General features: G+C 39.7%; 24 protein-coding genes. 12 read left to right on the top strand and 12 right to left on the bottom strand.

Going from position 1 to position 21,596, the window contains the following annotated elements:
* The first annotated feature begins 689 nt into the window (after positions 1-689).
* Complete coding sequence (locus E2L03_RS20245) at positions 690-839, top strand: hypothetical protein (RefSeq protein ID WP_166740197.1); 150 nt, start codon at positions 690-692, stop codon at positions 837-839.
* A gap of 256 nt (positions 840-1,095) precedes the next feature.
* The gene (locus E2L03_RS05905) at positions 1,096-1,449 is read left to right on the top strand and encodes a hypothetical protein (protein WP_055736504.1); all 354 of its coding nucleotides are present in this window, start codon (positions 1,096-1,098) and stop codon (positions 1,447-1,449) included.
* Positions 1,450-1,476: 27 nt separating this feature from the next.
* Here E2L03_RS05905 and E2L03_RS05900 read toward each other — a convergent pair whose 3' ends face one another.
* Together E2L03_RS05900 and E2L03_RS05895 are read right to left on the bottom strand one after the other, a co-directional pair.
* Positions 1,477-2,151, bottom strand: coding sequence for a queuosine precursor transporter (locus E2L03_RS05900; protein WP_038482917.1), 675 nt, complete (start codon positions 2,149-2,151; stop codon positions 1,477-1,479).
* Between the two features lie 142 nt (positions 2,152-2,293).
* Positions 2,294-3,112 carry an alpha/beta fold hydrolase gene (locus E2L03_RS05895; protein WP_038482914.1) on the bottom strand — a complete coding sequence of 273 codons (819 nt, stop codon included), beginning with the start codon at positions 3,110-3,112 and terminating at the stop codon, positions 2,294-2,296.
* A gap of 156 nt (positions 3,113-3,268) precedes the next feature.
* On the opposite strand from E2L03_RS05895, the gene E2L03_RS05890 reads away from it, so the two are divergent.
* A complete protein-coding gene (locus tag E2L03_RS05890) occupies positions 3,269-4,708 on the top strand; it encodes a 4-hydroxyphenylacetate 3-hydroxylase family protein (protein WP_038482910.1) in 1,440 nt (479 codons plus the stop codon).
* On the opposite strand, the gene moaC is transcribed toward E2L03_RS05890, so the two are convergent.
* Genes moaC through E2L03_RS05875 form a run of 3 tightly spaced genes read right to left on the bottom strand, consistent with a single transcriptional unit; the run spans position 4,709 to position 6,274 of the window.
* Positions 4,709-5,221 (bottom strand): cyclic pyranopterin monophosphate synthase MoaC, encoded by a 513-nt coding sequence (moaC, locus tag E2L03_RS05885; RefSeq protein ID WP_038482907.1) that lies wholly within the window; start codon positions 5,219-5,221, stop codon positions 4,709-4,711.
* A 1-nt stretch (position 5,222) separates the two neighbouring features.
* Positions 5,223-5,789 carry a molybdenum cofactor guanylyltransferase gene (locus E2L03_RS05880; protein WP_134258708.1) on the bottom strand — a complete coding sequence of 189 codons (567 nt, stop codon included), beginning with the start codon at positions 5,787-5,789 and terminating at the stop codon, positions 5,223-5,225.
* Entirely contained in the window at positions 5,786-6,274 is a 489-nt protein-coding gene (locus tag E2L03_RS05875; RefSeq protein WP_038482901.1) for a MogA/MoaB family molybdenum cofactor biosynthesis protein, read from the bottom strand. Before E2L03_RS05875 ends, E2L03_RS05880 begins: the two co-directional genes overlap by 4 nt.
* 97 nt (positions 6,275-6,371) lie before the next feature.
* On the opposite strand from E2L03_RS05875, the gene moaA reads away from it, so the two are divergent.
* Genes moaA through moaD form a run of 5 tightly spaced genes read left to right on the top strand, consistent with a single transcriptional unit; the run spans position 6,372 to position 9,824 of the window.
* Positions 6,372-7,385: a GTP 3',8-cyclase MoaA gene (gene moaA / locus E2L03_RS05870; RefSeq protein WP_134258707.1), complete on the top strand. Its 1,014-nt coding sequence runs from the start codon at positions 6,372-6,374 to the stop codon at positions 7,383-7,385.
* A gap of 3 nt (positions 7,386-7,388) precedes the next feature.
* Positions 7,389-8,660, top strand: coding sequence for a molybdopterin molybdotransferase MoeA (locus E2L03_RS05865; RefSeq protein WP_134258706.1), 1,272 nt, complete (start codon positions 7,389-7,391; stop codon positions 8,658-8,660).
* The gene (gene mobB / locus E2L03_RS05860) at positions 8,636-9,154 is read left to right on the top strand and encodes a molybdopterin-guanine dinucleotide biosynthesis protein B (protein WP_095150644.1); all 519 of its coding nucleotides are present in this window, start codon (positions 8,636-8,638) and stop codon (positions 9,152-9,154) included. Before E2L03_RS05865 ends, mobB begins: the two co-directional genes overlap by 25 nt.
* Positions 9,142-9,588 carry a molybdenum cofactor biosynthesis protein MoaE gene (locus E2L03_RS05855; RefSeq protein ID WP_038482890.1) on the top strand — a complete coding sequence of 149 codons (447 nt, stop codon included), beginning with the start codon at positions 9,142-9,144 and terminating at the stop codon, positions 9,586-9,588. Before mobB ends, E2L03_RS05855 begins: the two co-directional genes overlap by 13 nt.
* Positions 9,585-9,824 carry a molybdopterin converting factor subunit 1 gene (moaD, locus tag E2L03_RS05850; RefSeq protein WP_134258705.1) on the top strand — a complete coding sequence of 80 codons (240 nt, stop codon included), beginning with the start codon at positions 9,585-9,587 and terminating at the stop codon, positions 9,822-9,824. Before E2L03_RS05855 ends, moaD begins: the two co-directional genes overlap by 4 nt.
* A 16-nt stretch (positions 9,825-9,840) precedes the next feature.
* Here the strand turns inward: moaD and E2L03_RS05845 are convergent, their stop codons facing one another.
* Complete coding sequence (locus tag E2L03_RS05845) at positions 9,841-10,650, bottom strand: formate/nitrite transporter family protein (protein ID WP_038482884.1); 810 nt, start codon at positions 10,648-10,650, stop codon at positions 9,841-9,843.
* A 161-nt stretch (positions 10,651-10,811) separates the two neighbouring features.
* On the opposite strand from E2L03_RS05845, the gene fdhF reads away from it, so the two are divergent.
* From fdhF to fdhD, 3 genes are read left to right on the top strand one after another with little or no spacing between them, the layout of a single operon-like run.
* Positions 10,812-13,766, top strand: coding sequence for a formate dehydrogenase subunit alpha (gene fdhF, locus E2L03_RS05840; RefSeq protein ID WP_124742465.1), 2,955 nt, complete (start codon positions 10,812-10,814; stop codon positions 13,764-13,766).
* Positions 13,759-14,406 (top strand): helical membrane plugin domain-containing protein, encoded by a 648-nt coding sequence (locus E2L03_RS05835; protein WP_134258704.1) that lies wholly within the window; start codon positions 13,759-13,761, stop codon positions 14,404-14,406. Before fdhF ends, E2L03_RS05835 begins: the two co-directional genes overlap by 8 nt.
* A 2-nt stretch (positions 14,407-14,408) precedes the next feature.
* Positions 14,409-15,215, top strand: a complete 807-nt coding sequence (gene fdhD / locus E2L03_RS05830) for a formate dehydrogenase accessory sulfurtransferase FdhD (RefSeq protein WP_055736493.1) — start codon at positions 14,409-14,411, stop codon at positions 15,213-15,215.
* A 15-nt stretch (positions 15,216-15,230) separates the two neighbouring features.
* On the opposite strand, the gene E2L03_RS05825 is transcribed toward fdhD, so the two are convergent.
* From E2L03_RS05825 to E2L03_RS05805, 6 genes are all read right to left on the bottom strand, one after another.
* Complete coding sequence (locus E2L03_RS05825; RefSeq protein WP_038482873.1) at positions 15,231-15,770, bottom strand: ferritin-like domain-containing protein; 540 nt, start codon at positions 15,768-15,770, stop codon at positions 15,231-15,233.
* Between the two features lie 99 nt (positions 15,771-15,869).
* Positions 15,870-16,049: a hypothetical protein gene (locus tag E2L03_RS05820; protein ID WP_038482870.1), complete on the bottom strand. Its 180-nt coding sequence runs from the start codon at positions 16,047-16,049 to the stop codon at positions 15,870-15,872.
* 91 nt (positions 16,050-16,140) lie between these two features.
* On the bottom strand, positions 16,141-16,305 hold the full coding sequence (locus E2L03_RS20240) for a hypothetical protein (protein ID WP_158318542.1): 165 nt from the start codon (positions 16,303-16,305) through the stop codon (positions 16,141-16,143).
* Between the two features lie 123 nt (positions 16,306-16,428).
* Positions 16,429-19,014 carry a YfhO family protein gene (locus E2L03_RS05815; RefSeq protein WP_166740196.1) on the bottom strand — a complete coding sequence of 862 codons (2,586 nt, stop codon included), beginning with the start codon at positions 19,012-19,014 and terminating at the stop codon, positions 16,429-16,431.
* Positions 19,004-19,423: a GtrA family protein gene (locus E2L03_RS05810; RefSeq protein WP_051667615.1), complete on the bottom strand. Its 420-nt coding sequence runs from the start codon at positions 19,421-19,423 to the stop codon at positions 19,004-19,006. The genes E2L03_RS05815 and E2L03_RS05810 overlap by 11 nt, the downstream gene beginning before the upstream one ends.
* On the bottom strand, positions 19,407-20,363 hold the full coding sequence (locus tag E2L03_RS05805; RefSeq protein ID WP_134258702.1) for a glycosyltransferase family 2 protein: 957 nt from the start codon (positions 20,361-20,363) through the stop codon (positions 19,407-19,409). Before E2L03_RS05805 ends, E2L03_RS05810 begins: the two co-directional genes overlap by 17 nt.
* Positions 20,364-20,598: 235 nt before the next feature.
* Here E2L03_RS05805 and E2L03_RS05800 point away from each other — a divergent pair, with 235 nt between their 5' ends.
* Positions 20,599-21,396 carry a DUF6612 family protein gene (locus tag E2L03_RS05800; RefSeq protein WP_134258701.1) on the top strand — a complete coding sequence of 266 codons (798 nt, stop codon included), beginning with the start codon at positions 20,599-20,601 and terminating at the stop codon, positions 21,394-21,396.
* Positions 21,397-21,596: the final 200 nt, after the last annotated feature.

Below are 21,596 nucleotides of genomic sequence, written 5' to 3'. Positions count from 1 at the left end.
TTTACATAACTCAATATAACTCCACGTACACTTAGGTTGAAATTATATAAGAATATAAGCTCTCCTTTGTCTAATGACTACCCTTTATAAGCTAATTCTTAATGTTCGGTGATGGGCGGCATGATGTAACATGCCTCTTAAAGCCTAGTTTTTCTAAGGATTGAAGAATCCGTGACGGTGTATTCGTCCAAACTATCACGTGAATGTCACGAATTTTACAAGAATTTCCCGATGATGTTCCTCTAGAGGTTTGTAAATTTTGTAAGGGCATCAAAGGGCATCTTTTTTCATTTTGTTAGGTAGTATTCAGTTTCATCAATAATACTATAATCTTGGCAAGTATTAAGTTGTGTTTTTGACCAAGGAGCTTGGTAAAGTAAATACTTTTAAAAAGAGAATAAACAAAACCCCGCTTTTCAGCGAGGTCTCAAGGGGGCTAATAAAGCCGATGGGTCATTACACGATCCTGCTTGGGGTAACAGGGTTGCATCGTATGTAACTACTCATTTAATTACCCCGTAGAGTGTTTCGCTAAACCATTATACTAAAGAATGAACGTTGTTTTACTGTTCAAAAGAAATAGCCTAGTACTAGACGCTGCTTGATATGTTAAGAAGTAGAGTATGTATTTTCTTTGCAACGTTACGAAAGATTCAGGAAAGAGGAACTGATGAAAAGGGGGTGAAGGTGTGAAACAGATAGTGTCAATGCTAGTTGCAATGGGGATTGTTTTATCAACAACTTCTGTTATTGATTTAAGTGGTCCTACAAGACCAGGTACTGGACCTGCAAGTTCAGTTGCTGAATTAACAGATGGTCCAACGCGTCCCGGGACATAAGCCGATGTATTGGTTTATGAATCAGGAAAATTGAATTATGTAGTAGAGGATTAAAAGGAAAGAGCAATGAACAAAGATACATAGGATCTATAAAAACAGGTGATGCGGTTTAAGGTATCGTAATGTGCCTGCACACTTTTTTTAACAACCACTTTCCTTTTAAGGAGTGGTTGTTTTTTCTTCTAAAGACCGCTTTACTTTACGGTTTTTCCTGTATACTTATTGGGAATAGGGTAAAAAGAAAGGAGTCGGTTATATGAACGATGAGTTAGTACAAAAATTTTGCGAAGAGCATATGGTTGCATTACAAAAACAATTAAAAGACATTTATACAATTGAAACACCAGAAGTGTTAAATGATCAGGATGAATCGACCATTAATGTAAATGATAAACTATCAGAATATCGTTTTATGGAGGCCGTTTATGCGAGTATTGAACAGAGTGATCAACAAGAAGGGGAAGTGTATCACCAGTATCAGTCCGCTCTAGATCAGTTACGTGCGAAAAAAACGTTTTTACTTGAATTGAAAGAAGAAATTGAAGAAAAAAACGAGGCAGACATTGTGAACATCAAGATTATGATAAATGCCTTTCAAAAAGAAATGTAAAAACGACCTGGATCACAGGTCGTTTTTTTAATCTTGCAATGGCTTGATGCTTCGAGCCCAGTAGATAAATGGCATGGCAAGCACGGAAACGATAAATTTCATTAGATACGTCGTTAGGGCAATTTCAAACCAGATGTCCATCGAATACACACCTAGAAACGCAATTGCGCAGAAAATCAATGTATCCAACGCTTGTCCAAAAATACTTGAGACGATATTTCGGAGCCAGAGCATTTTGGGTAGAAGCTTTTTAAAGAAAGCAAAGATATAGATATTAATATGATTGCTAATGATAAAAGCAGTTAAGCTTCCTAAAGCAACGCGTAAAGCGAAGTCAAAAATAAAAGCAAGGTGCGGATGTGCTAAATCTTCGCCGTGAGGTGGGAATAACAGCACAAATTGCATGATCATTGTTGAAACGAGTAAGGTTGAAAAACCGAGCCAAACCGCTTTTTTGGCGAGGGCTTTTCCGTACTTTTCATTTAGAAGATCTGTTGCGAGAAAGGTTGTCGCATACATGACATTCCCCATTGTTACGATAAAGCCGAACAGTTCAATCGTCTTCAAGACTTGTAAATTAGCTAAGATGGCTGCAAAGCCAATCCAAGCAATAATACCTGTTTTTCCAAACAACTTATAAAATAAGAGCAGGAACGAAAAATTTGCAAGGGCAAACAATAGCCCTAATAGTTCTGTGGACATAATTTAACTCCTTTAGTTTTGATAACGCAGGAAGGTTACGAACTGCGTGTTTTCATAGGAACGAAAGACACTTTACCACAAGTCCACTTATTTGTACAGACGAAAAAACCAGTACATCAACAGTACTGGTTTTATTTGGTTCTTATGATTTAACTGGTTCTGAAATAAATTGAATGATGGTTTCGTTGAATTTCTCTCTTTCATCATGGAACAAGCTATGACCACTCTCTTCAAAAGGAATGATGGTGGCATTAGCAATACCTGCTTCCATTTGTTCTGCTAAATCAAACGGGCAAATTTCGTCGTTTCGACCGTGTAAAATGGCAGTTGGTACTGAAATAACTTGTAAGTCACCGCGCAAATCGGCGTCTCGAAGGGTTCGAGCAGATTCAATTGTTGCGTGCGGTCCGGCTTGCATACCAAGTGAATGAAACCAGCTATTAAAATGAGTGCTTGGTTCTTTTCCAAAGAATAGCCCACCAAAGTCTTTTAACATATCAGCGCGATCCGCATAAGCACCTAAAATTAAGTCATCCACATTTTCCTTAGGTAAACCAAATTCAAAATCATCTCGTTGCGTAAATACTGGTGCTGCTGCGCCTAATAAGGCGAGACGAGAAATGCCTTTTTCGCCGTGCTTTGCCATATAACGTATCGCAATAGCTCCTCCCATTGAGAATCCACATAATACGGCATCTTTAATTTCGAGTGTATCAATGACGACACGAAGGTCATCGGCCATACGGTCATAATCATAGCCATAAGCTGGTTTATCCGATTGCCCGTAGCCTCTTAAATCTACACCAATAAAGCGGAAACCTTTTTCTGGTAATGTTGCCATCTGGTGTTCAAACATTCTATGGTTGACTGGCCAGCCATGTAAAAAAATAACGGGTTGACCGCTACCAATATCCTCTACAAAAAGAGTGGTTCCGTGCTCGACTTCAATTCGATGTGCCATGTAAACATTCGCTCCTTTTTTATAAAACAACCAGTTTATTGTGTTGTTTGTTTACCCGCTTATTTTGTTTTAAAACAGATGTGAATGTTCAACAGGACAAATCACGGTCATAGGCGAATGTGCATAGGCTATAGCGACGAAGAAGGAGTGTGAAGGATGGGTATCGTTACAGGTGCGGAGTATTTAAAAAGAATGGCACGTCTTAAAAGCAATGTGTGGATGGAAGGCAAACGAGTTGAATGTCCTTTAACGGATGTGGAACCATTCCGATCAGTACTTAAAGCAAAAGGGAAGCTTTATGACATGGTTCATGATGAGCAATATGCCTCTACTCTTCAAGGTAAAGATCAAAAAATAAACTTTTCATACGACATTCCTCGCACAAAAGACGATCTAGTGAAGCGGAGAAAAGCAACGCAATTATGGGCGAATGAAACGTTAGGAGTGTTAGGGCGATCTCCTGATTATGTGAATACGATGATCACCGTTATGGCAGGTGCAAAGAAGTTTTTTTCTGAAGCAGACCCCCAGTTCGGGGAAAATATTGACGCGATTTATAAGCGTGCAAAGGAAGAAGATTTAACGTTTACACATACGTTTGTGAACCCTTCTATTAGCAGAAAGCCCTTTTTCCCTGATGGTCAAGGTAATGAGCAACCGATTGCGACTAAAATCATTGAAGAGACCGAAGAGGGGATTATAGTTGATGGGGCAAGATTGTTAGCGACACAAGGGGGCATGACGGATGAGCTACTTGTGATTCCTTCAGCGGCGTTTATTGATAGTGATTACTTATTTGGTTGTACCATTCCTTCCGACACAGAAGGTTTAACTTTTATTAACCGTCCTCCTTACAAAAAGGAAAGCACATTTGATTCGCCCCTTAGCTCACAGTTTGAAGAAGGTGATGCGATCGTTGTGTTTGATCATGTTCTGATCCCTTGGAACCGGGTTTTTTTATACAGGAATGAATGGTTAATGAACGATCTATTTATGAAAACAGGAATGGAATCGTTTCTGTTATATCAAGCAATCAATAGACAAATTGTCAAAACAGAGTGGTTACTCGGTATTGCTCAAGCGCTTGTAACGACGCTGGATATTGAGCGTCATCAACATATCCAAGGAAAACTTGGCGAAATGATTATTGCTTTGGAGGCGATGGTAGGTTTCGTTTATTCTTCCGAAGCCCAGGCAGAGGTCAATGACTATGGCATCATGGTACCGAAATTAGAATCCTTAAAAGCGTGTGCCTCTTACTACCAAATGACTTACCCGCGCTTAATTGAAATCATTCAGCTGTTAGGAGCGAGTCATTTTATTGCGGCACCTAGTGAAAAAGATTTTGCTTCTTCTATTGCGCCGTATTTAGAGCGATTTGTAAAAGGAGAATATGTAAGCGCCTATGACAAATTTCAGCTTATTCAGCTCGCTCGGGATATGACGATGACAGAGTTCGGCACAAGGCAGTTACTTTATGAGCGTTATTTCTATGGAGATCCGGTTCGCGTACTATCCTCTTTAAACGGACTGTATAGTAAGAAAAAAGAAGAGTTACAAATGCGGATAAGCGATTTTTTTGAAAGAGAGAAGTAATTAAATGCTTCTCTCTTTTTGTACTAAAGGATGGTAGAAATCACCATTCTTCCCTCCTGTTTTTTTAACAAGCAAGGTTTCTTCGATTATTAATCCTTTATCAATTGCTTTACACATATCATAAAAGGTTAAAGCGGCAGCACTAACCGCAGTAAGAGCCTCCATTTCAACGCCAGTGTTACTTTTGACCGTTACTGTCGCATAGATGACTAACACATAATCACTCGTTTGGTTGTCTTTCGTAAAAGAAAACTGTAAGTCCGTTCCTTGTATCGTAATAGGGTGGCACATGGGGATCCAATCGGCTGTTTTCTTTGCCGCCATAATGCCGGCTATTTGTGCAACTGCTAAAGGGTCACCTTTCTTTAGGCCTTGATTATGGATGGCGTCGTAAAGAGCGGCAGAAAGCCTTACTTTTGTACGAGCAGTTGCTGTTCTTTCGGTTTCAGCTTTTTGAGACACGTTTACCATTTTTGCTCGACCTTCCTCATTAAAATGGGAAAAGGAATTCATGTTAATCTCTCCAATCGGTTGGCCTATTAATATTTTTAAAAAAACGGACGTCATTTGGAAACGACAATCGCTTTGTGTGTTGAGATTTGTAGAGGGCACGCATACTCGTTTGTTCAGGTAGTAAGGCTTGGATCGTTGGTAAGCAAGCTAAACGATAGATAGCGTGTAAAGGTTGTTCACGTTCATTCTGTACAGGCAATAAAATCGTCGGCTCTGGGAAGGTCTCGGCGTATCGTTTCATTGCTAAAATAAACGAAGCCTCTATAAAGGGAAGGTCGCCAGCTAAAACATGTCCATAGGAATACCCAAGTGACTGGATTTGTTCGAGTCCAGTACATAAGGCTGAAAGTGGTCCTAAGTGAGCTGTTTGTTCTACAATAATTGGCCCTTCGCCTTCAAAATCGTTTGCTAGTTCATCGTTTGTTACAATGAAGTAAGGCATATTTGATTGTTTGAAGGCTTGAATACTCTGATTCACAAGTGGTTGGTTATGGTAGTTTTCAAATAATTTTTGCTTGCCATAGCGTTTAGATTGGCCGCCAGCCAAAATCAATCCAGCACCAGTCATTTGCGAAGCTCACCTAGTAAATGAGGAAGCATAGGAAGAATAAAGGTTTCCATACCTAGCTTGACTGCGTTAGATGAACCAGGTAAAGCAAAAAGAGCTGTCTCGTTTATTGTGCCTGCAATAGCGTTGCTAAAAAGCCCTTTTACACCGATCTCTTTATAGCTTTGCTGTCGAAATTGTTCTCCAAAGCCTACTAATTCCTTATCTAAGAGTGGTTTTATGGTAGCATAAGTATAATCACGTTTACTCATACCGGTTCCGCCATTACATAGAATAACATCAATCTCGGGATCTGCTACTAATTCAAGGAGATTCGATGTTAGGAGCTGAGGATCATCGGGTATAAGTGTATAAGAACCAACTTTATGGCGATCATCAATTAATTGACGAATTAATTGCCCGCTTTTATCTTCTGCCACTGTGCGCGTATCTGAAAGTGTTACGATGGCAATAGTAGCATGAACAACGTCGTTTGAATGGTGCATCATAGGGTTATCCTTTCCTTTCCATATACATATCCAGTTAGACTAGTTAGCAATTGCTTATCTCCTATAGTAAGTGAGTAGAAAGGAGTCGTAAAGTATGAGCATGAAGATTACGGATCAATTATCGAGACCGTTGAAAGACTTACGTATATCGATTATGGATCAATGCAATTTTAGGTGTACATACTGCATGCCGAAAGAAGTATTCGGAAAAGACTATGTCTTTATGAAAGAAGAAGAATTATTATCGTTTTCAGAGATTGTCCGAACAGCAGAACAATTTGCTCGATTAGGCGTGAATAAACTTAGAATTACAGGCGGGGAGCCGCTTTTAAGAAAGAATGCATCCCTGCTCATCCGTGAACTACATGATATTCCAGGAATTGACGATATCGCGTTAACTACTAACGGGGTTCTATTGCCTAAATTCGCAATGGACTTAAAGAAAGCGGGATTAAAGCGCGTAAATGTAAGTTTAGATGCCCTAGACACAGCCGTTTTTCAAGAAATGAGCGGTCGCAAAACAAAAGCAGAGATTGTATTGCGAGGTATTGACGCTGCTCTAGAAGCTGGGTTAGGCGTAAAGGTGAATATGGTGGTCAAAAGAGGCTTAAATGAGCAGGAAGTTATTCCCATGGCTAGGTACTGTAAAGAACGAGGTGTGATGCTTCGTTTTATTGAATTTATGGATGTTGGTCAAACGAATGGATGGGATTATTCAAAAGTAGTCTCTAAAAAAGAGCTCTATGACGCTGTATCTGAGATCGGTACATTACAGCCTATAGATCCTTATTACTTTGGTGAGGTGGCAAGTCGTTATCGTTATGAAGATTCCGATGTGCAAGTTGGCTTTATTTCGTCTGTTACAGAAACGTTTTGTGGCACGTGTACAAGAGCGCGTTTATCTGCTGACGGTAAGATATTTACTTGTTTATTTTCTGAAGAAGGCATTGATTTAAAACAGGATTTACGAGTAGGTAAAACCGATGAATTTTTATTTACTAAGATAAAAGAAGTATGGGAAAAGCGATCCGATCGCTATTCCGAACTAAGGACAGCTGAGTCTTCCAAAAATAGAAAGAAAATTGAAATGTCCTATATAGGAGGATAGCGCATGGTTGAAAGAAGAAAACCGATACCGATACATGAAGCAGTCCAACGAATAATGGCGTATCCACTGAAGGAAAAAGTAGAATCGGTCCCCATTTTGGAAAGTTATGAAAGAGTGTTAATGAAAGATCTAAGAGCGACACATCCAGTTCCGTCATTTAATCGTTCTCCTTACGACGGTTACGCCATTCGATCCATTGATACAGCAACCGCTTCAAGAGATACTCCTGCTTTATTTACTGTTATTGGAGAGATTGGGGCAGGACAAGTATTTAAAGAAGAGGTTGGTCCAAATGAAGCTGTCCGAATTATGACCGGTGCTATGATTCCAAGTGGGTGTGACGCAGTCATCATGTTAGAACTTGTTCATGAGCGGAGCAAAACTGAAATAGAGATTGTTCGAAAAGTCGAGCAACACGATAATATTTCCTTCATCGGTGAAGATACAAAGGAACTTGATTTGATTGCGAAAGCCGGTACGGTCATTCACCCAGGTGTGGTGGCTCAACTTGCAACGTTTGGACAAGCTGAAGTTTCTGTAGCCTCTCGACCAGTGGTTGGGATACTAGCAACAGGGAGTGAGCTTTTGGAAGTAAATGAACCCCTTGAAGCAGGCAAGATTCGGAACAGTAATGCCTACATGGTTGCTGCTCAAGTTTTACGGGCAGGAGGGGTGCCACTTATGCTTGGTCAAGTACCAGATGAAATGGATGCATGTATGGAAAGGATTCATAACCATTTCAATGAAGTGGACTGTCTCATTACAACTGGAGGCGCATCTGTTGGTGATTTTGATTTGGTACCAGGTATAGTAAAACGATTAGAAGCGGAGACATTGTTTAATAAAGTCGCAATGAGACCGGGAAGCGTCACTACCGCAGCTGTTAAAGATGGCAAATTATTTTTTGGCCTTTCTGGAAACCCTGGGGCTTGTTTTGTTGGTTTTGAATTGTTTGTACGTCCGCTCTTAAGGCGTTCAATGCGAGCGCCAGCCCATTTACCGATCAGTAAAGGGAAATTAGGAGTAGATTTTCCAAAGCCGAACCCTTTTACACGGTTAGTTCGTGGTAAATTAAATGAGCAGTCAGGACAGCATATTGTGTATCCTTCCGGACTTGATAAATCTGGTTCAGTAGTGTCATTAGCAGAAGCTGATGTCCTTATTTTATTACCTGGTGGTACAAGAGGGTATGAAAAAGGAGCAGATGTGCATATTTTGCTCCTTAATAGTCATACAGGAAGTGATGCTACATGGGAAACGTTCTTCAAATTGTAGGGTATAAGAATGCAGGTAAAACGACATTTATAGAATCATTGCTTGTCTATTTGCAGCGTGATTCTTATAACATAGCGACAATAAAACATCATGGTCATGGAGGAGAACCTGATGGGATGACAGATAGCCGGCGGTTTTTAGAGAAAGGAGCGACGTCTTCCTTAGTTGAAGGGGATGGCACCATCCATCTAGCCACAACTGTAGGAGATGGTTCTTTAAAACAGCTCGTACAGATGCAAGAGGTCCTTTGTCAGCCAGATCTTATTCTTATAGAGGGATGGAAGCAAGCTTCTTTTCCAAAAGTTGTCTGCTTACGTGATGATCAGGATCAAGATCTTTTATCCCTTGACTCAATTTGTTGTGTGCTTACTGCTTCTTCACTTAGAGGAGAAGCAGTACCTTACCCTCTTTTTCAACGTGATGACCCTGCTGCATTGCTGTTTATCAAAGAGTTACTGGATCGAGAGAAGGAGGTTCATTCATGTATGAACTAACAAAAGAACCAATTCAAGTACAAGCAGCCATTGATCAGGTTCTTGATAGGAATTGTGGCGCTATAACGACGTTTATTGGGACGGTCAGAGAGCTTACCCATGGGAAAAAAACAATACGGCTCGAATATCATGCTTATGAATCGATGGCAATCAAAATGTTACATAAGATAGGAAAAGAAGTGGAAGAGAGATGGCCAGGTACAACGATTGCCATTACTCATCGACTAGGTGTATTAGACATTAGTGATATCGCTATCGTGATTGCCGTTAGCTCACCTCATCGTAAAGCAGCATATGAAGGCAACGAATACGCGATAGAACGAATTAAAGAGTTAGTGCCAATCTGGAAAAAAGAGCATTGGGAGGACGGAACAGAGTGGGTTGGTGATCAATTAGAACAGCAAGCTTATCCAAAAGGAGGACCGACGCTATGATTACCGTTTTATTCTTTGCTGGTTTAGAAGAACAAATTGGTCAACAACGATTGGCATTACCAATCGCAGGTAAAGCGATTTTTCAGCTCAAGGCACATATAGAAGAAGTGTATGAGCTTGAAAACGACACTCTTCAAGGGATGATGGTGGCTGTAAATGAGGAATTTGCAACCGATGATACGGTGCTAGTCGAACAGGATACCGTTGCGTTTATCCCGCCAGTGAGTGGAGGATAAAAAAAGTAGTTGTGTATCAACTACTTTTTTTATCGAAATGTTCTTCTTGATATTCTTTTTTCGTATAACTGATAAAATAGTAAATACTTGCTACAAACACCCCTCCGCCGATAATGTTCCCTAATGATACAGGAATTAAATTGTGGAAAAAGCCATTTAATGTAACGGTTTCAGATCCACCGTGCATAAGAGCCATTCCGAGTAACGACATATTTGCTACACTATGCTCAAAACCAGCTGCGATGAAGGCAAAGATTAAAATAAAAATTAAAAATAGCTTAGCGATATCCCCTTCTGCTCGTAACGATGTCCATATGGCTAAACAGACGATCCAGTTGCACAGAATTCCTCGAAAAAACAATTCCATCATTGGTGCGTTCATTTTATCTGAAGCAAGGGACATCATGTAATCATCGGGCCCGACAGATGCGAAAATTCCTGATACTAACACGAGAAGTGATAAAGCGAGAGCACCGATAAGATTCCCAATATAACTCCAACCCCAAATAAGAAGCGTTTGCCGCCAGCTAGTGATTTTTGATAAGGAAGATACGGTGAAAATCATGTTATTTCCAGTGAAGAGTTCTGATCCAGCCCACAAAACGAGAGCAAGAGCCACACCAAATGTTGCGCCTGTCATGATGCTAACAAACGGGGAACCTGCATCATAAAGAGGTTGACCAACTGCAAACAGAACGAGCGATCCGATTCCGACATAAGCACCTGCTAGAATGGCGCCAAATAAATAACGGATCGGTGAATGCTGGAGCAACCCATACTTTTTTTTCGCCTGTGAATTTAATGTATGTAAGGTGTCTTTGTACATCGTACCCCTCCTTTTTATCTGTTACCGAATATACCCAACCTTTCAATCCGTTAAACTATGAAAACAGTCAGGTTTATTGGATATGGAATAAGGGAAAGGTGAACATAATGAATCCATTTGAAACGAATGGATTGTTTATTGTCAAAAGGGAGGGTATATAATTGGCTGAATTTTTCGAGGTTACGTTAAATGGAAAAAAGAAAACGGTTCAATCCGATTCAGTTCTACAGACTTTGAATCGTGAATCAGTAGATATTCCAAGTCTCTGTTATCATCCTAGCCTAGGGCCAATTGAAACGTGTGACACGTGTATTGTAAAAGTAAATGGCGAGTATGTGCGTTCGTGTTCAACAGAAGTGAAACCTGGTGATGTAGTGGAAACACGGACAGATGATGTGCATGAAGCACAACTTATTGCAATGGATCGGATCTTAGGCAATCACGAACTCTATTGCACAGTCTGTGATTACAATAACGGCGGTTGTGAGATACATAATGCTGTTAAAGAAATGAAAGTAACACATCAAGAGACTGAGCACAGCTCGAAACAATCTGAAGTGCAGCGCAATCAATTTTATCGTTATGATCCTGATCAATGTATCTTATGTGGTCGATGTGTAGAGGCTTGTCAAGATTTACAAGTAACAGAAACCCTTTCGATTGATTGGAATCTGGAAAGACCAAGAGTCATTTGGGATAAGGATTCACCAATTGATGAATCTTCTTGCGTGAACTGTGGTCATTGTTCGACTGTCTGTCCATGTAATGCCATGATGGAAGTAGGCATGGAAGGGGAGGCAGGATTTTTAACAGGTATTCAAGATGAGTCGATGCGACCAATGATTAATATTACAAAAAATGTTGAAACAGGTTATCAATCGTTAATGACGATTTCCGATCTAGAAGCACAAATGCGAGAATCAAGAATTAAGAAGACAAAAACCGTCTGTACATACTGTGGAGTTGGTTGCTCGTTTGATGTGTGGACAAAGGATCGCCAAATATTAAAGATAGAACCTCAAGCTGAAGCCCCAGCAAATGGAATTTCTACATGTATTAAAGGGAAATTTGGCTGGGATTTTGTTAATAGCGAAGAACGAATTACAAAACCATTAATCCGTGATGGTAATGAATTCCGTGAAGCAGAGTGGGAAGAAGTACTTGATCTTATAGCGTCTAAATTTAATGAAACACTTAAAGCGAAAGGTCCAGACGCACTCGCCTTTATTTCTTCCTCTAAATGTACAAATGAAGAGTCCTACTTAATGCAAAAATTAGCCCGAGGAGTTATTGGCACAAATAATGTGGATAACTGTTCTCGTTACTGTCAATCGCCAGCAACAATGGGTCTTTGGCGTACAGTTGGCTATGGTGGCGATTCTGGTAGCATAGAGGATATTGCCAATGCAGAATTAATTATCTCGATTGGCTCTAATACAGCTGAATCTCACCCTGTACTAGCAACAAGAGTAAAGCGTTCGCAGAAGTTACATGGACAAAAAGTAATTGTAGCTGATATTCGAAAGCATGATTTAGCGGACCGTGCTGATTTGTTCGTTCAACCTGCCCCAGGAAGTGACCTTGTCTGGTTATCGGCTGTGACAAAATATATTGTTGATCAAGGTTGGCACGATGTCTCCTTTTTAGAGCAGCACGTGACAGATGTTGAAGACTATCTAAAAAGTTTGGACTCCTATACATTGGATTACGCAGCCGAAGTAACAAATCTCACCAAAGAAGAGCTTATTGGCGTTGCAACGTCGATCTATGAAGCCAACACAACGTCTGTTTTATGGGCAATGGGAGTAACACAACACGGTGGAGGATCTGATACAAGTACAGCCATTTCGAATTTATTGCTTGTTACAGGAAATTATATGAAACCGGGTGCTGGTTCTTATCCGTTAAGAGGTCATAATAACGTTCAAGGAGCAAGTGATTTTGGAAGCATGCCTGATCGCTTTCCTGGTTATCAGTATGTAACAGATGATGATGTGCGTGCGCGCTTTGAAAAGCGTTGGGGTGTAGATTTGCCTGCTGAACCTGGCTTAAACAATCATGAAATGGTCGATGCCATGCATGAAGGAAACCTTAATGTTCTCTATTTAAAAGGAGAAGACATGGGAATTGTTGATTCCAATCTTAACTATGTACAAGCTGGGTTTGAGAAGCTTTCATTCTTTGTTGTCCAAGATATCTTTTTCACGAAAACCGCTCAATATGCTGATGTTATTTTACCAGCAAGCCCTAGTTTGGAAAAAGAAGGAACGTTCACAAATACGGAACGTCGTTTTCAACGTTTATATCAGGTACTTGAACCATTAGGTGATTCAAAACCAGATTGGGAGATTATTCAAGAGGTTGCCAATCGAATGGAAGCGAATTGGACGTATACTCATCCAAGTGAAATAATGGCCGAAGCAGCTTCGTTAACACCTCTATTCGCAGGCGTTAGCTACGAGCGTTTAGAAGGGTATAACAGTTTGCAATGGCCAGTAAAAGAAGATGGAACGGATACACCACTATTGTTCACAGATGGGTTTGCTCTTCCAGGTGGCAAGGCAAGATTATGGCCAGTAGAGTGGACGAAGCCGTTAGCGTTTGATGATGAATATGATTTGCACGTTAATAACGGTCGGTTACTTGAGCATTTCCATGAAGGCAATATGACCTATAAATCAAAAGCGATTAGTCGAAAAACCCCAAAAGAATTCCTTGAAGTGTCTCCTGAGTTAGCTCAAGAACGAGGGCTTGAGGATGGTACGAAAGTGAAGCTCACATCACCATACGGGCATGTCATTGTTCGCTGTCTTGTAACGGATCGAGTAAAAGGCAAAGAAGTTTATTTACCTATGAATACAAGTGGAGAGGGAGCAATCAACTATTTAACAAGCTCTCATTCAGATAAAGATACAGATACACCAGCGTATAAAGAAATATCCGCGAAGATGGAGATTCTTGAACCTAAAGGTGAAAGTCCGGTGCCACGCATTAATTACCGTAATGGAAATCCACAACCGCAAATGGGTGTTAACGTTGAGGCAAAATGGGCAAGACGGGATTATATTTTCCCAGGCGATTTAGTTGAAGCAAGGAGGAAGGCGAAAAATGGCTAAAGCAGCAACGGTTATTCGAAAAATGCCTGTCGATCCTAATGCAGAACGAGAAAAGGAGCTACGCGAACTAGAGAATGCTTTGCTAGAGAATAAGGATGCTTTAACAAGCGTCCTATCTCTTCTTCATAAACTTGAACAAACAGAAGCGCTCAATATTGCTCATTCTCTTTTAGATCAAAAGAACCCTTTATTACATCAACTTGTAACGAAGCTAGATGATCCCCATATTACACAAGCATTAAAAAACATGCTTGTTATTGTGCAGTCCCTTGGATCAATCAAACTAGCAGATTTAGAGCCCATGCTGTTTAAAATCAATTCTGCTCTAAATCATGTGTCTGAGTACGAACATACCCATCAGCAGAACCAATCTAGCGCTGGCTACTTGTTAAAATCATTAAAAGATCCGAAAACGTTAGACGGTATGAATACACTGTTAGCCCTTTTAAAAGGAATGGGAGAAGATCAATCAGCAAACGAAACAAACCAACCGCAAGCGGAATTGTCCACGATTGCAAATGAGTCGTATCAGCAGCCACAAATGCAAGAGTCAACTGAATCATCATCAGGAACAAAATGGTATGTGATCGCTGCCGGAGCTCTCGCCTTCGCTTTACCACTTTTATTGAAACGGAAATAGAGATGACGAATTCAAATCAAACAAAGCGGACAATTTTTCGCTTTGTAGATGGTGAAGAATCCGTTGTAGAAGACGTTGTGGCAACGGAAATACCGATTACTGTTAAGATCAATGGGGAAGAAGTGGTGACGATGATTTCTTCTCCAGATCACATTGAGGATATGGTCGTAGGGTATCTCGTCTCAGAAGGGGTTATTTTATCAGTCAGTGAACTAACCGATCTTCGATATGAAGCAAAAAGAGGGTTTGTTCATGTGACATTGAAGCAAGCGTTAAATCCGCTTCATCATCACCTACAAACAAAGCGGTATTTAACATCTTGTTGTGGCATGAGTCGTCAAAGTTTTATATTTGCAGCAGATGCCAAGACAACAAAAACAATGAAGACTCGCCATGTCGTTCTCTCGCCGACTGATTGTCTAGCGCTTATGAATGAACTTCAAGAAGGGGCGATGACATTTAAAGAAACAGGTGGTGTTCACAATGCAGCACTAGCGACGCCAAGTGGCATTGTATTAATGCGATCCGATATTGGTCGTCATAACGCACTTGATAAATTGTATGGTTACTGTTTGCGTCATAAGCTTAGCCTAGAAGATAAGGTTATCATCTTTAGCGGTAGGCTATCATCTGAGATCGTCCTTAAAGTAGCAAAAATTGGATGTGAAGTGATTTTATCTAAATCAGCACCCACCAACCGAGCTCTTGAAATTGCAGAAGAGCTCGAAATTACAACAGTGGGGTTTATTCGACATCAATCCATGAACGTCTATACGGTTCCTGAACGGATAAATAGAAGCTTAGGCTAACAACCTGAGCTTCTTTTAGGTTTTACTTGAATAAATGGTTAAGTAAGAAAGGAACCATAGTGCATGCCGCTGATGATCTCTGGCTATAGATGTATAAATGTCACGTAGCTGCCGATTGTCTGATAAACGCGCCGCTTCTTCAAATAAATGCGTGTACTGCTGTTCCTGTTCAAATGCTTTTTTTAAAGCTGGTGTATAAGCATTTCGATTCAATGTGGCTTCTGTGACTTCAGGATCTTTATTCGCTTGTTTGCGATACAAGTGGAGAAGGGTCTGATAGTGTTTTTTATTATCCTCAATAATGCCTCGGATGGTATGGGCAGTGTGTTCTGTTGGGACTTTTTCATATAAGTATTCATAGTCTGTTACGGCTTGATAGGCACGTTGTATGAACTGTTGAAGGTGCTGCAGTTGGTCTGAGTTTAAAGGCTTTGGCTGGCTTATTTGAGGACCTTGAGGTGGGCTGCTAGTTGTTTGCGGTGATGACTGGCGAAACGATGGCTGGGACGGCTGAGGTTGATCAAAGGACGGAGCTTTCTTTTTTTTGAACAACAAAAGAATACCTCCCTAATTTATTTGTCTTCAATAAGGTACATACTTATACTATGCAACAAAAGAAAAAATATGAAAATAACCGACTCTTACATGAGCCGGCTATTGATTTTTCTTATTTGGTTTCCTACTATAGAAACTTATCATTGAACCAACAACAATTCCCACAATAATCCCAATGGGAATACTATCAAAAATAATGCTAGCGCCGACTGCAATGAGTAATCCGATGATCATTCCGAGTGCTTCATTTGGTGGGTTTTCGTTTGATTTTTTGGACATGTTAGACCTCCGCCGTAATAACTACTAAGAGTATTGTAGCGAACGAAATGAGTTAGGTCAAAAAGTTGAAATAACAGGCTCGGGAAAGGCTTTAGCTATGCGCTTTACGAGGTTTGAATAGTAAAGAGAGGACTGAACCAAGAATAAGCAATGTGAAAACAATGGTTGGTGCAACGCTATCTAAGACACCAAACGCAATTAGCACAATACCGAGAGCTAAAAGCAACGTAACATAACTAATATAAAGTCGTTTCATAATTGTGTATCACCTCCATAATGTATTAATTTTTAAAATCCTATGAATAATTCGAAATTGGTCGATTTCCGTTGGTTTAAACTCCATATTATCATGTACTTAATTTGAATGCAAGAAGAAAATTCACTTTCTTCTTGCATACATCCAAATAAAGGTTAGAAGAAACCCTGCTATTGCTAATAGTAACGTTGGTTTAAAGTAAGGTGGTAAATAAGAAAACCTTATTTCATTCTCACCTTCTTCAAGTTTGACCCCTAGAAATGCATAATTGACTTTTTCAACATCAACTGTTTGACCGTTTCTTTTCACTTCCCAGCCCTTCTCGTGGGGGACAGGTAACATCAATAGTTGGTCGTTTTCCTCGTTATTCATATCAATCTTGATATGTCTTCCATCAAGATCGATTTGCATGTCAGTTGACTCTCGTTGTTGTGCTTGAAGAATATCGTAATTCTCTGTGTACAGTGCTAGTTCTGTTAATGTGTATTCCCCTTGTGGCACTCTTAATGAAATCGTTTCACTTGCTTCAACTCTAACTGTCAGATGATTTATATCCGTTTTGTAGATTGATTTACGAGACTTTCGATCTGTTTCAAACTCATTCACCGTTAATGGGAATAGAGGAGCTGTTTCTGAGTTATTTAGCAAGTAAAAGGATAAATAATCATCAACTTCGTCGTCTTGTCGTTCCCCTACTTCAATGTCAATTCCACCTATTTCATCTGTTACTGTTAATTGACCATCAAGATACGCCCCGCCAATCGCGGTGATCGATGTGTCGTCGATACGATTTTGTACCGTTGAACGAAACGCTTCGTTAGCGAGTTCTTCATCTACAATGGCACCAGTAAGCATAGCGTGTTCTTTATCTAGCACACTATATGAAGACAGTTGCTCTCTTCCATAAAGAGTGGAAGTTGTTCGTGCAAAAGGCAGCAATTGTTCATTTTCAAACAAATGGTAGCGTTCATTTTCGCTTACTTCAGTAAATCCATAGGGAACAGGGTCTGGATCTTCTTTATCAATCAGTTTATGTGAAACTTGATACAAGCTATGGAGGTTTGCACGATCACCGAATCCTGAATATCTGCTGACGCTTTCCCGATTCATATCAATCTCCAAATCAGTGTAATAAAAGAATAACAATTGACTGTTTAAAACGCTGGAATACGCACTAACACCGTTAAAGTCTTGAACAAGAGGCGTGTTATTCCGAAAATCAGCAACCCATTCAATTCTAGATAAAGGTGCATCTTCCTCAACGTGAGTAAGTAAGTCCATTTGCAATGGATGGTCGTATGCATGACTTTGTAGGAATTCAGCTGATGTGGCTTGTAAGTCGCCTCGTTCGTATAACCATTCTTTCTGATACGCGTTTGTTAAGGCGATATGTAAGACTAACATGATGCCTACCAGCCCATACAATAAGGACTTTCGTCGACTATTTAATAGAAGAGCGATTATGAGAACCGTTACCATAGCCGTTCCAAAAAGTGTTAGCGCTTGGATTGAGAGAAAAGCGTTTCGATCCGTAATCAAACCACTAATGAACAAGCCTATGTAAACAGTAGCCGTTACACCAATTGCAAGTACTTTTTCTTTTTTAGGGATATGCCAAAATCTACTCAAACCAATAGCGACAGTAGCAGCTAGAGCAAAAGATCCCATATATTGAAAGCGATATTGAGGAGCAGAAAATCCGTTAAATATACTTCCAATCATAGGGCTATAATGGAAAAGAATAAATAAGCATGAGAGCAAAGAAAACAAAAGAAAAGGCTTATACCGGAATAAACTTTTACAACAGATAAATAAAATAAACAAAGCCGGAATAAGAAGGTAGCGACTTGTAAAAAAGATTTCGTCGTGAAAATCAAACCACTCGATTGACTGCTCAAATGGTGGCCTCTGATTGTTTAAAAAACCGTATACAGCTGGTACAAAAGCAAATGAGCCAATAAAAAAACCGAGCGTAGTTGCAGGAATGTATGTATACAGCTGGTGTTTAATAGAAATTTCTTCTTTAGAAAACTTAATAAAAAAGCGCAAAATCGCATAAATGCCAATGAAAATGAAATTCATATAGGCAAAATAAAAGTTATTAATAATGGAAAGGGCAACCGCAAAAATAAACCACCATGGTTTTTTCTCTCGTATAATCTTCTCTACCCCAAAAACGAGTAAAGGTAACCACAAATAGGCATCGGCAAAAAACTCCCAAAATGAGGCGTGGCGAAAGTACATAACACTTGCACCATATAAAACGGCGCCAAGAAAAGCGAACGGAAAGGCAATTTTAAAGTAGCGCAGTACAAAAGTCGTAATCACAATAACAAGTGTTAATCGAAGACTATTTACAAGAACTGCGGCATTCGCCCAGAAAAGAATATCATCTGGATTCTGAACTAAATGAACCCATTCGCCAATGAAGACCACTAAAAAAGTGAGGAAAAAAACGGTACTTGTGGAAAAGTAATACGCTAGTTGACTAAAGATCCCTCCGCCAAGACCAAATTGGTGCGAGTAAAAGAAGTTGCCTTGACTGAATTGGCTATATAAAAATTGCTTAAAAGGAAGCATTTGAGCTGTACCGTCATTCGGTCCAACCATAAATTGCCCATTCACTAGTTGATATAGAAAGAACCCGTGGGCAAGAAATGCAACCCCTAAGCTTAGACTAACAAGAATGAGGACTTTTTTAAGATTCATGTGAAACTCCATCTCGTTTTAAAATTTTCGCTGTAATGACGAACGTAATAGGTACTGTTAAAAATACCGCAAGTATTGGCGCAATGACAGGAGATAACTTAACTAATTCAACGAATACAAAGACGAGACTCGTTGATACGGAAAAATTCACAACTTGCGTTAACGGAAATTGTAAGAACGTTTTTATAGATGGTTTAACGCCAAATGTAAAAAAGACATTTAAAAAATAAGAAGCGACCATTGAAAGAATAAAGGCTAGAATATGAGCAGCTAAGTAAAACAAGGAGAAAACTTGGTGAAATAACAAGAAGAGGGAATAAAATACAAGTGTATTAATCCCTCCAACAAAAGCGAAGCGCATAAATTGATTTCGGTAGATTTTCTGACAAAAATTACTGAATGCGCTCATATCGTTTTCCTTTTGTAGCATTAGATTCCTTCACTAGATAATGCGGTCTTTTTTTAGTTTCATTGTAAATTCGGCCGATATATTCGCCAATAATGCCAAGTGATAATAGTTGAATGCCCCCAAGAAATAAGACTGCTGAAATAATGGTGAAATACCCTGGGACATCGATACCTGTTCGGACGATTTGTGTGAGCATAACAAAAATGTAAGCCAGTGCAGCTAACAAGATCATTCCACCCATATAGAAACATAACCGAAGCGGCTTTAAATTAAATGAGACAATCCCGTCAATTCCGTAATTAATCAGTTTCTGTATAGACCACTTTGATTCACCATTTTGTCGACTGACATTTTCGTAATGAACCACTTTTTGATCAAAGCCAATCCATGAGAACAATCCTTTTGAAAAACGATTCCCTTCACTTAGAATCAGCAAGGCATCAACAGCTCTTCGACTTAACAAGCGAAAATCGCCAGCCCCATCTTCGAGCTGAACATCGACGACTTTGTTAATGAGTTTATAATAAACTTTTGATAGCGCCGTTTTAACGAAATTGTCTCCTTTTCGATTTCGACACGCAATCACTTGGTCGTACCCTTCTTCGTATCCATCAAGAAGCTCGTGAATCATTTCGACTGGATGCTGAAGATCAGCATCAATCACAATCACGCAATCCCCTTTTGAATGTTGAAATCCGGCTAAAATGGCTGCTTCTTTACCGAAATTTCGTGTGAATGAAATATAATTTACTTGGGGATGCCAAGTAGAGAGACGTTGGAGTAAAGAAAGAGTAGAATCAGAACTACCATCATCAATATAAATCACCTCAAAGCGATAATGGCTTTGGTCAAGCACTTCTTTTAAAGCGAAGTAAAAAGGCTCAACATTTTGTTCTTCGTTAAATGAAGGAACAACAACAGAAAGAAGTGGTTTATTCATATTAAAATCCTCCATAATGAGTAATATGGACTATTATACCCTTCGCGACTAAAAATGAATCTTACGGTTCGTTTAAAGAAATATTGTAAATTATGGTTGATTCTAAAAAAATAGGTGGCGCGCTGTTGAAATAACGTAAAGTCTATAAAAATAGGGGAATTTGATGAAGTCGTCGTTATCTGCTTTGTTCGTATGTTAGAGTGACGAGGAAGTCAAATAAAACGAGGTGCTAAGCGTGAAAAAAACACCATTTGTATTGATTGCAGCGATCGCGCTAGCTGGATGTCAAGATGATCAAGCAGATCAAGGGGAAATCGATACAATCGTACAAAATGCACAAGAACAGATGGCTGAAAAAACGAGCTACCAAATGGATACGATGGTTAGTGGAGAAGAGGGACAAGAGTATGTAACAACAACGAAGATTCTGCGCGACCCGTTTACCTTTTCAATCGTGGAGCAACAAGCAGAAAGCGAGGAAGAAGGTCAACAGCCAATGACCTTTATGCATGATGGATCGTTTTATACTGAAGAGCCTATGCTAGAGGAATGGATCGAACTTTCTGCAGAAGAAAGTGGCATTTCTGGACCAGAGTCTTTTCAGCCAGCTGAAGATCAATTAACGACTTTAGCGAACCACACAGATGTGCTTAATTTAGAAGAAACAGAAGACCATTACCGTCTATCTGCCTCAGGTACAGATGATGGTGTAAAAGACCTTGCATTAGCTTTTATGGGTGAAAGCCCGGAAGAGTTAGAAGTTGACCTTCAAGACTTCAATTTTGAATTACTTATTCAGAAAGACGACTTCACACAAGAACGAAGTGAATTATCCATGGAAGGTGAAATTGCCGAGGTCGGTCAACTGATATCCGAAGAGATTGTGTACGAATTCAGTCAGTTTGATCAGCTGGAAGATGTTGATTATGATGAAGAGGCTATTGAGCAAGCGATCACTCTAGAAGAGGCACAAGAAAAAATGGAAGAAATGCAAGCAGATTTAGAACAAGAAATGGAAGAACAAGAAGAGTAATACTGTAAAAGAGCAGGGAGATTCCTTGCTCTTTTCTGTTTCATACACACTCTTATACGGTAAAATTTAACGAAAACACCTCGTTATTTTTTGAAAAATCGTTTATTTTCAAGTTATTCGGATTTATTTTAATGAGAAAGAGGCTAGAGGGAGAATAAGCAAAAAGAAGAAGAAATATGCGGGATAACTGATTTTTAACA

The organism is Shouchella oshimensis, from assembly GCF_004375095.1.
GTDB lineage: Bacteria > Bacillota > Bacilli > Bacillales > Bacillaceae_D > Shouchella > Shouchella oshimensis.
Note: the sequence above shows the minus strand (reverse complement) of the source record. Positions and strands in the feature narration are given on the sequence as shown.

Coding starts and splice junctions, on each gene's coding strand:
- E2L03_RS05905 (WP_055736504.1), top strand. CDS start 1,096: ATGAACGATGAGTTAGTACAAAAATTTTGCGAAGAGCATATGGTTGCA.
- E2L03_RS05900 (WP_038482917.1), bottom strand. CDS start 2,151: ATGTCCACAGAACTATTAGGGCTATTGTTTGCCCTTGCAAATTTTTCG.
- E2L03_RS05895 (WP_038482914.1), bottom strand. CDS start 3,112: ATGGCACATCGAATTGAAGTCGAGCACGGAACCACTCTTTTTGTAGAG.
- E2L03_RS05890 (WP_038482910.1), top strand. CDS start 3,269: ATGGGTATCGTTACAGGTGCGGAGTATTTAAAAAGAATGGCACGTCTT.
- moaC (WP_038482907.1), bottom strand. CDS start 5,221: ATGAATTCCTTTTCCCATTTTAATGAGGAAGGTCGAGCAAAAATGGTA.
- E2L03_RS05880 (WP_134258708.1), bottom strand. CDS start 5,789: ATGACTGGTGCTGGATTGATTTTGGCTGGCGGCCAATCTAAACGCTAT.
- E2L03_RS05875 (WP_038482901.1), bottom strand. CDS start 6,274: ATGCACCATTCAAACGACGTTGTTCATGCTACTATTGCCATCGTAACA.
- moaA (WP_134258707.1), top strand. CDS start 6,372: ATGAGCATGAAGATTACGGATCAATTATCGAGACCGTTGAAAGACTTA.
- E2L03_RS05865 (WP_134258706.1), top strand. CDS start 7,389: ATGGTTGAAAGAAGAAAACCGATACCGATACATGAAGCAGTCCAACGA.
- mobB (WP_095150644.1), top strand. CDS start 8,636: ATGGGAAACGTTCTTCAAATTGTAGGGTATAAGAATGCAGGTAAAACG.
- E2L03_RS05855 (WP_038482890.1), top strand. CDS start 9,142: ATGTATGAACTAACAAAAGAACCAATTCAAGTACAAGCAGCCATTGAT.
- moaD (WP_134258705.1), top strand. CDS start 9,585: ATGATTACCGTTTTATTCTTTGCTGGTTTAGAAGAACAAATTGGTCAA.
- E2L03_RS05845 (WP_038482884.1), bottom strand. CDS start 10,650: ATGTACAAAGACACCTTACATACATTAAATTCACAGGCGAAAAAAAAG.
- E2L03_RS05835 (WP_134258704.1), top strand. CDS start 13,759: ATGGCTAAAGCAGCAACGGTTATTCGAAAAATGCCTGTCGATCCTAAT.
- fdhD (WP_055736493.1), top strand. CDS start 14,409: ATGACGAATTCAAATCAAACAAAGCGGACAATTTTTCGCTTTGTAGAT.
- E2L03_RS05820 (WP_038482870.1), bottom strand. CDS start 16,049: ATGTCCAAAAAATCAAACGAAAACCCACCAAATGAAGCACTCGGAATG.
- E2L03_RS20240 (WP_158318542.1), bottom strand. CDS start 16,305: ATGAAACGACTTTATATTAGTTATGTTACGTTGCTTTTAGCTCTCGGT.
- E2L03_RS05815 (WP_166740196.1), bottom strand. CDS start 19,014: ATGAATCTTAAAAAAGTCCTCATTCTTGTTAGTCTAAGCTTAGGGGTT.
- E2L03_RS05810 (WP_051667615.1), bottom strand. CDS start 19,423: ATGAGCGCATTCAGTAATTTTTGTCAGAAAATCTACCGAAATCAATTT.
- E2L03_RS05805 (WP_134258702.1), bottom strand. CDS start 20,363: ATGAATAAACCACTTCTTTCTGTTGTTGTTCCTTCATTTAACGAAGAA.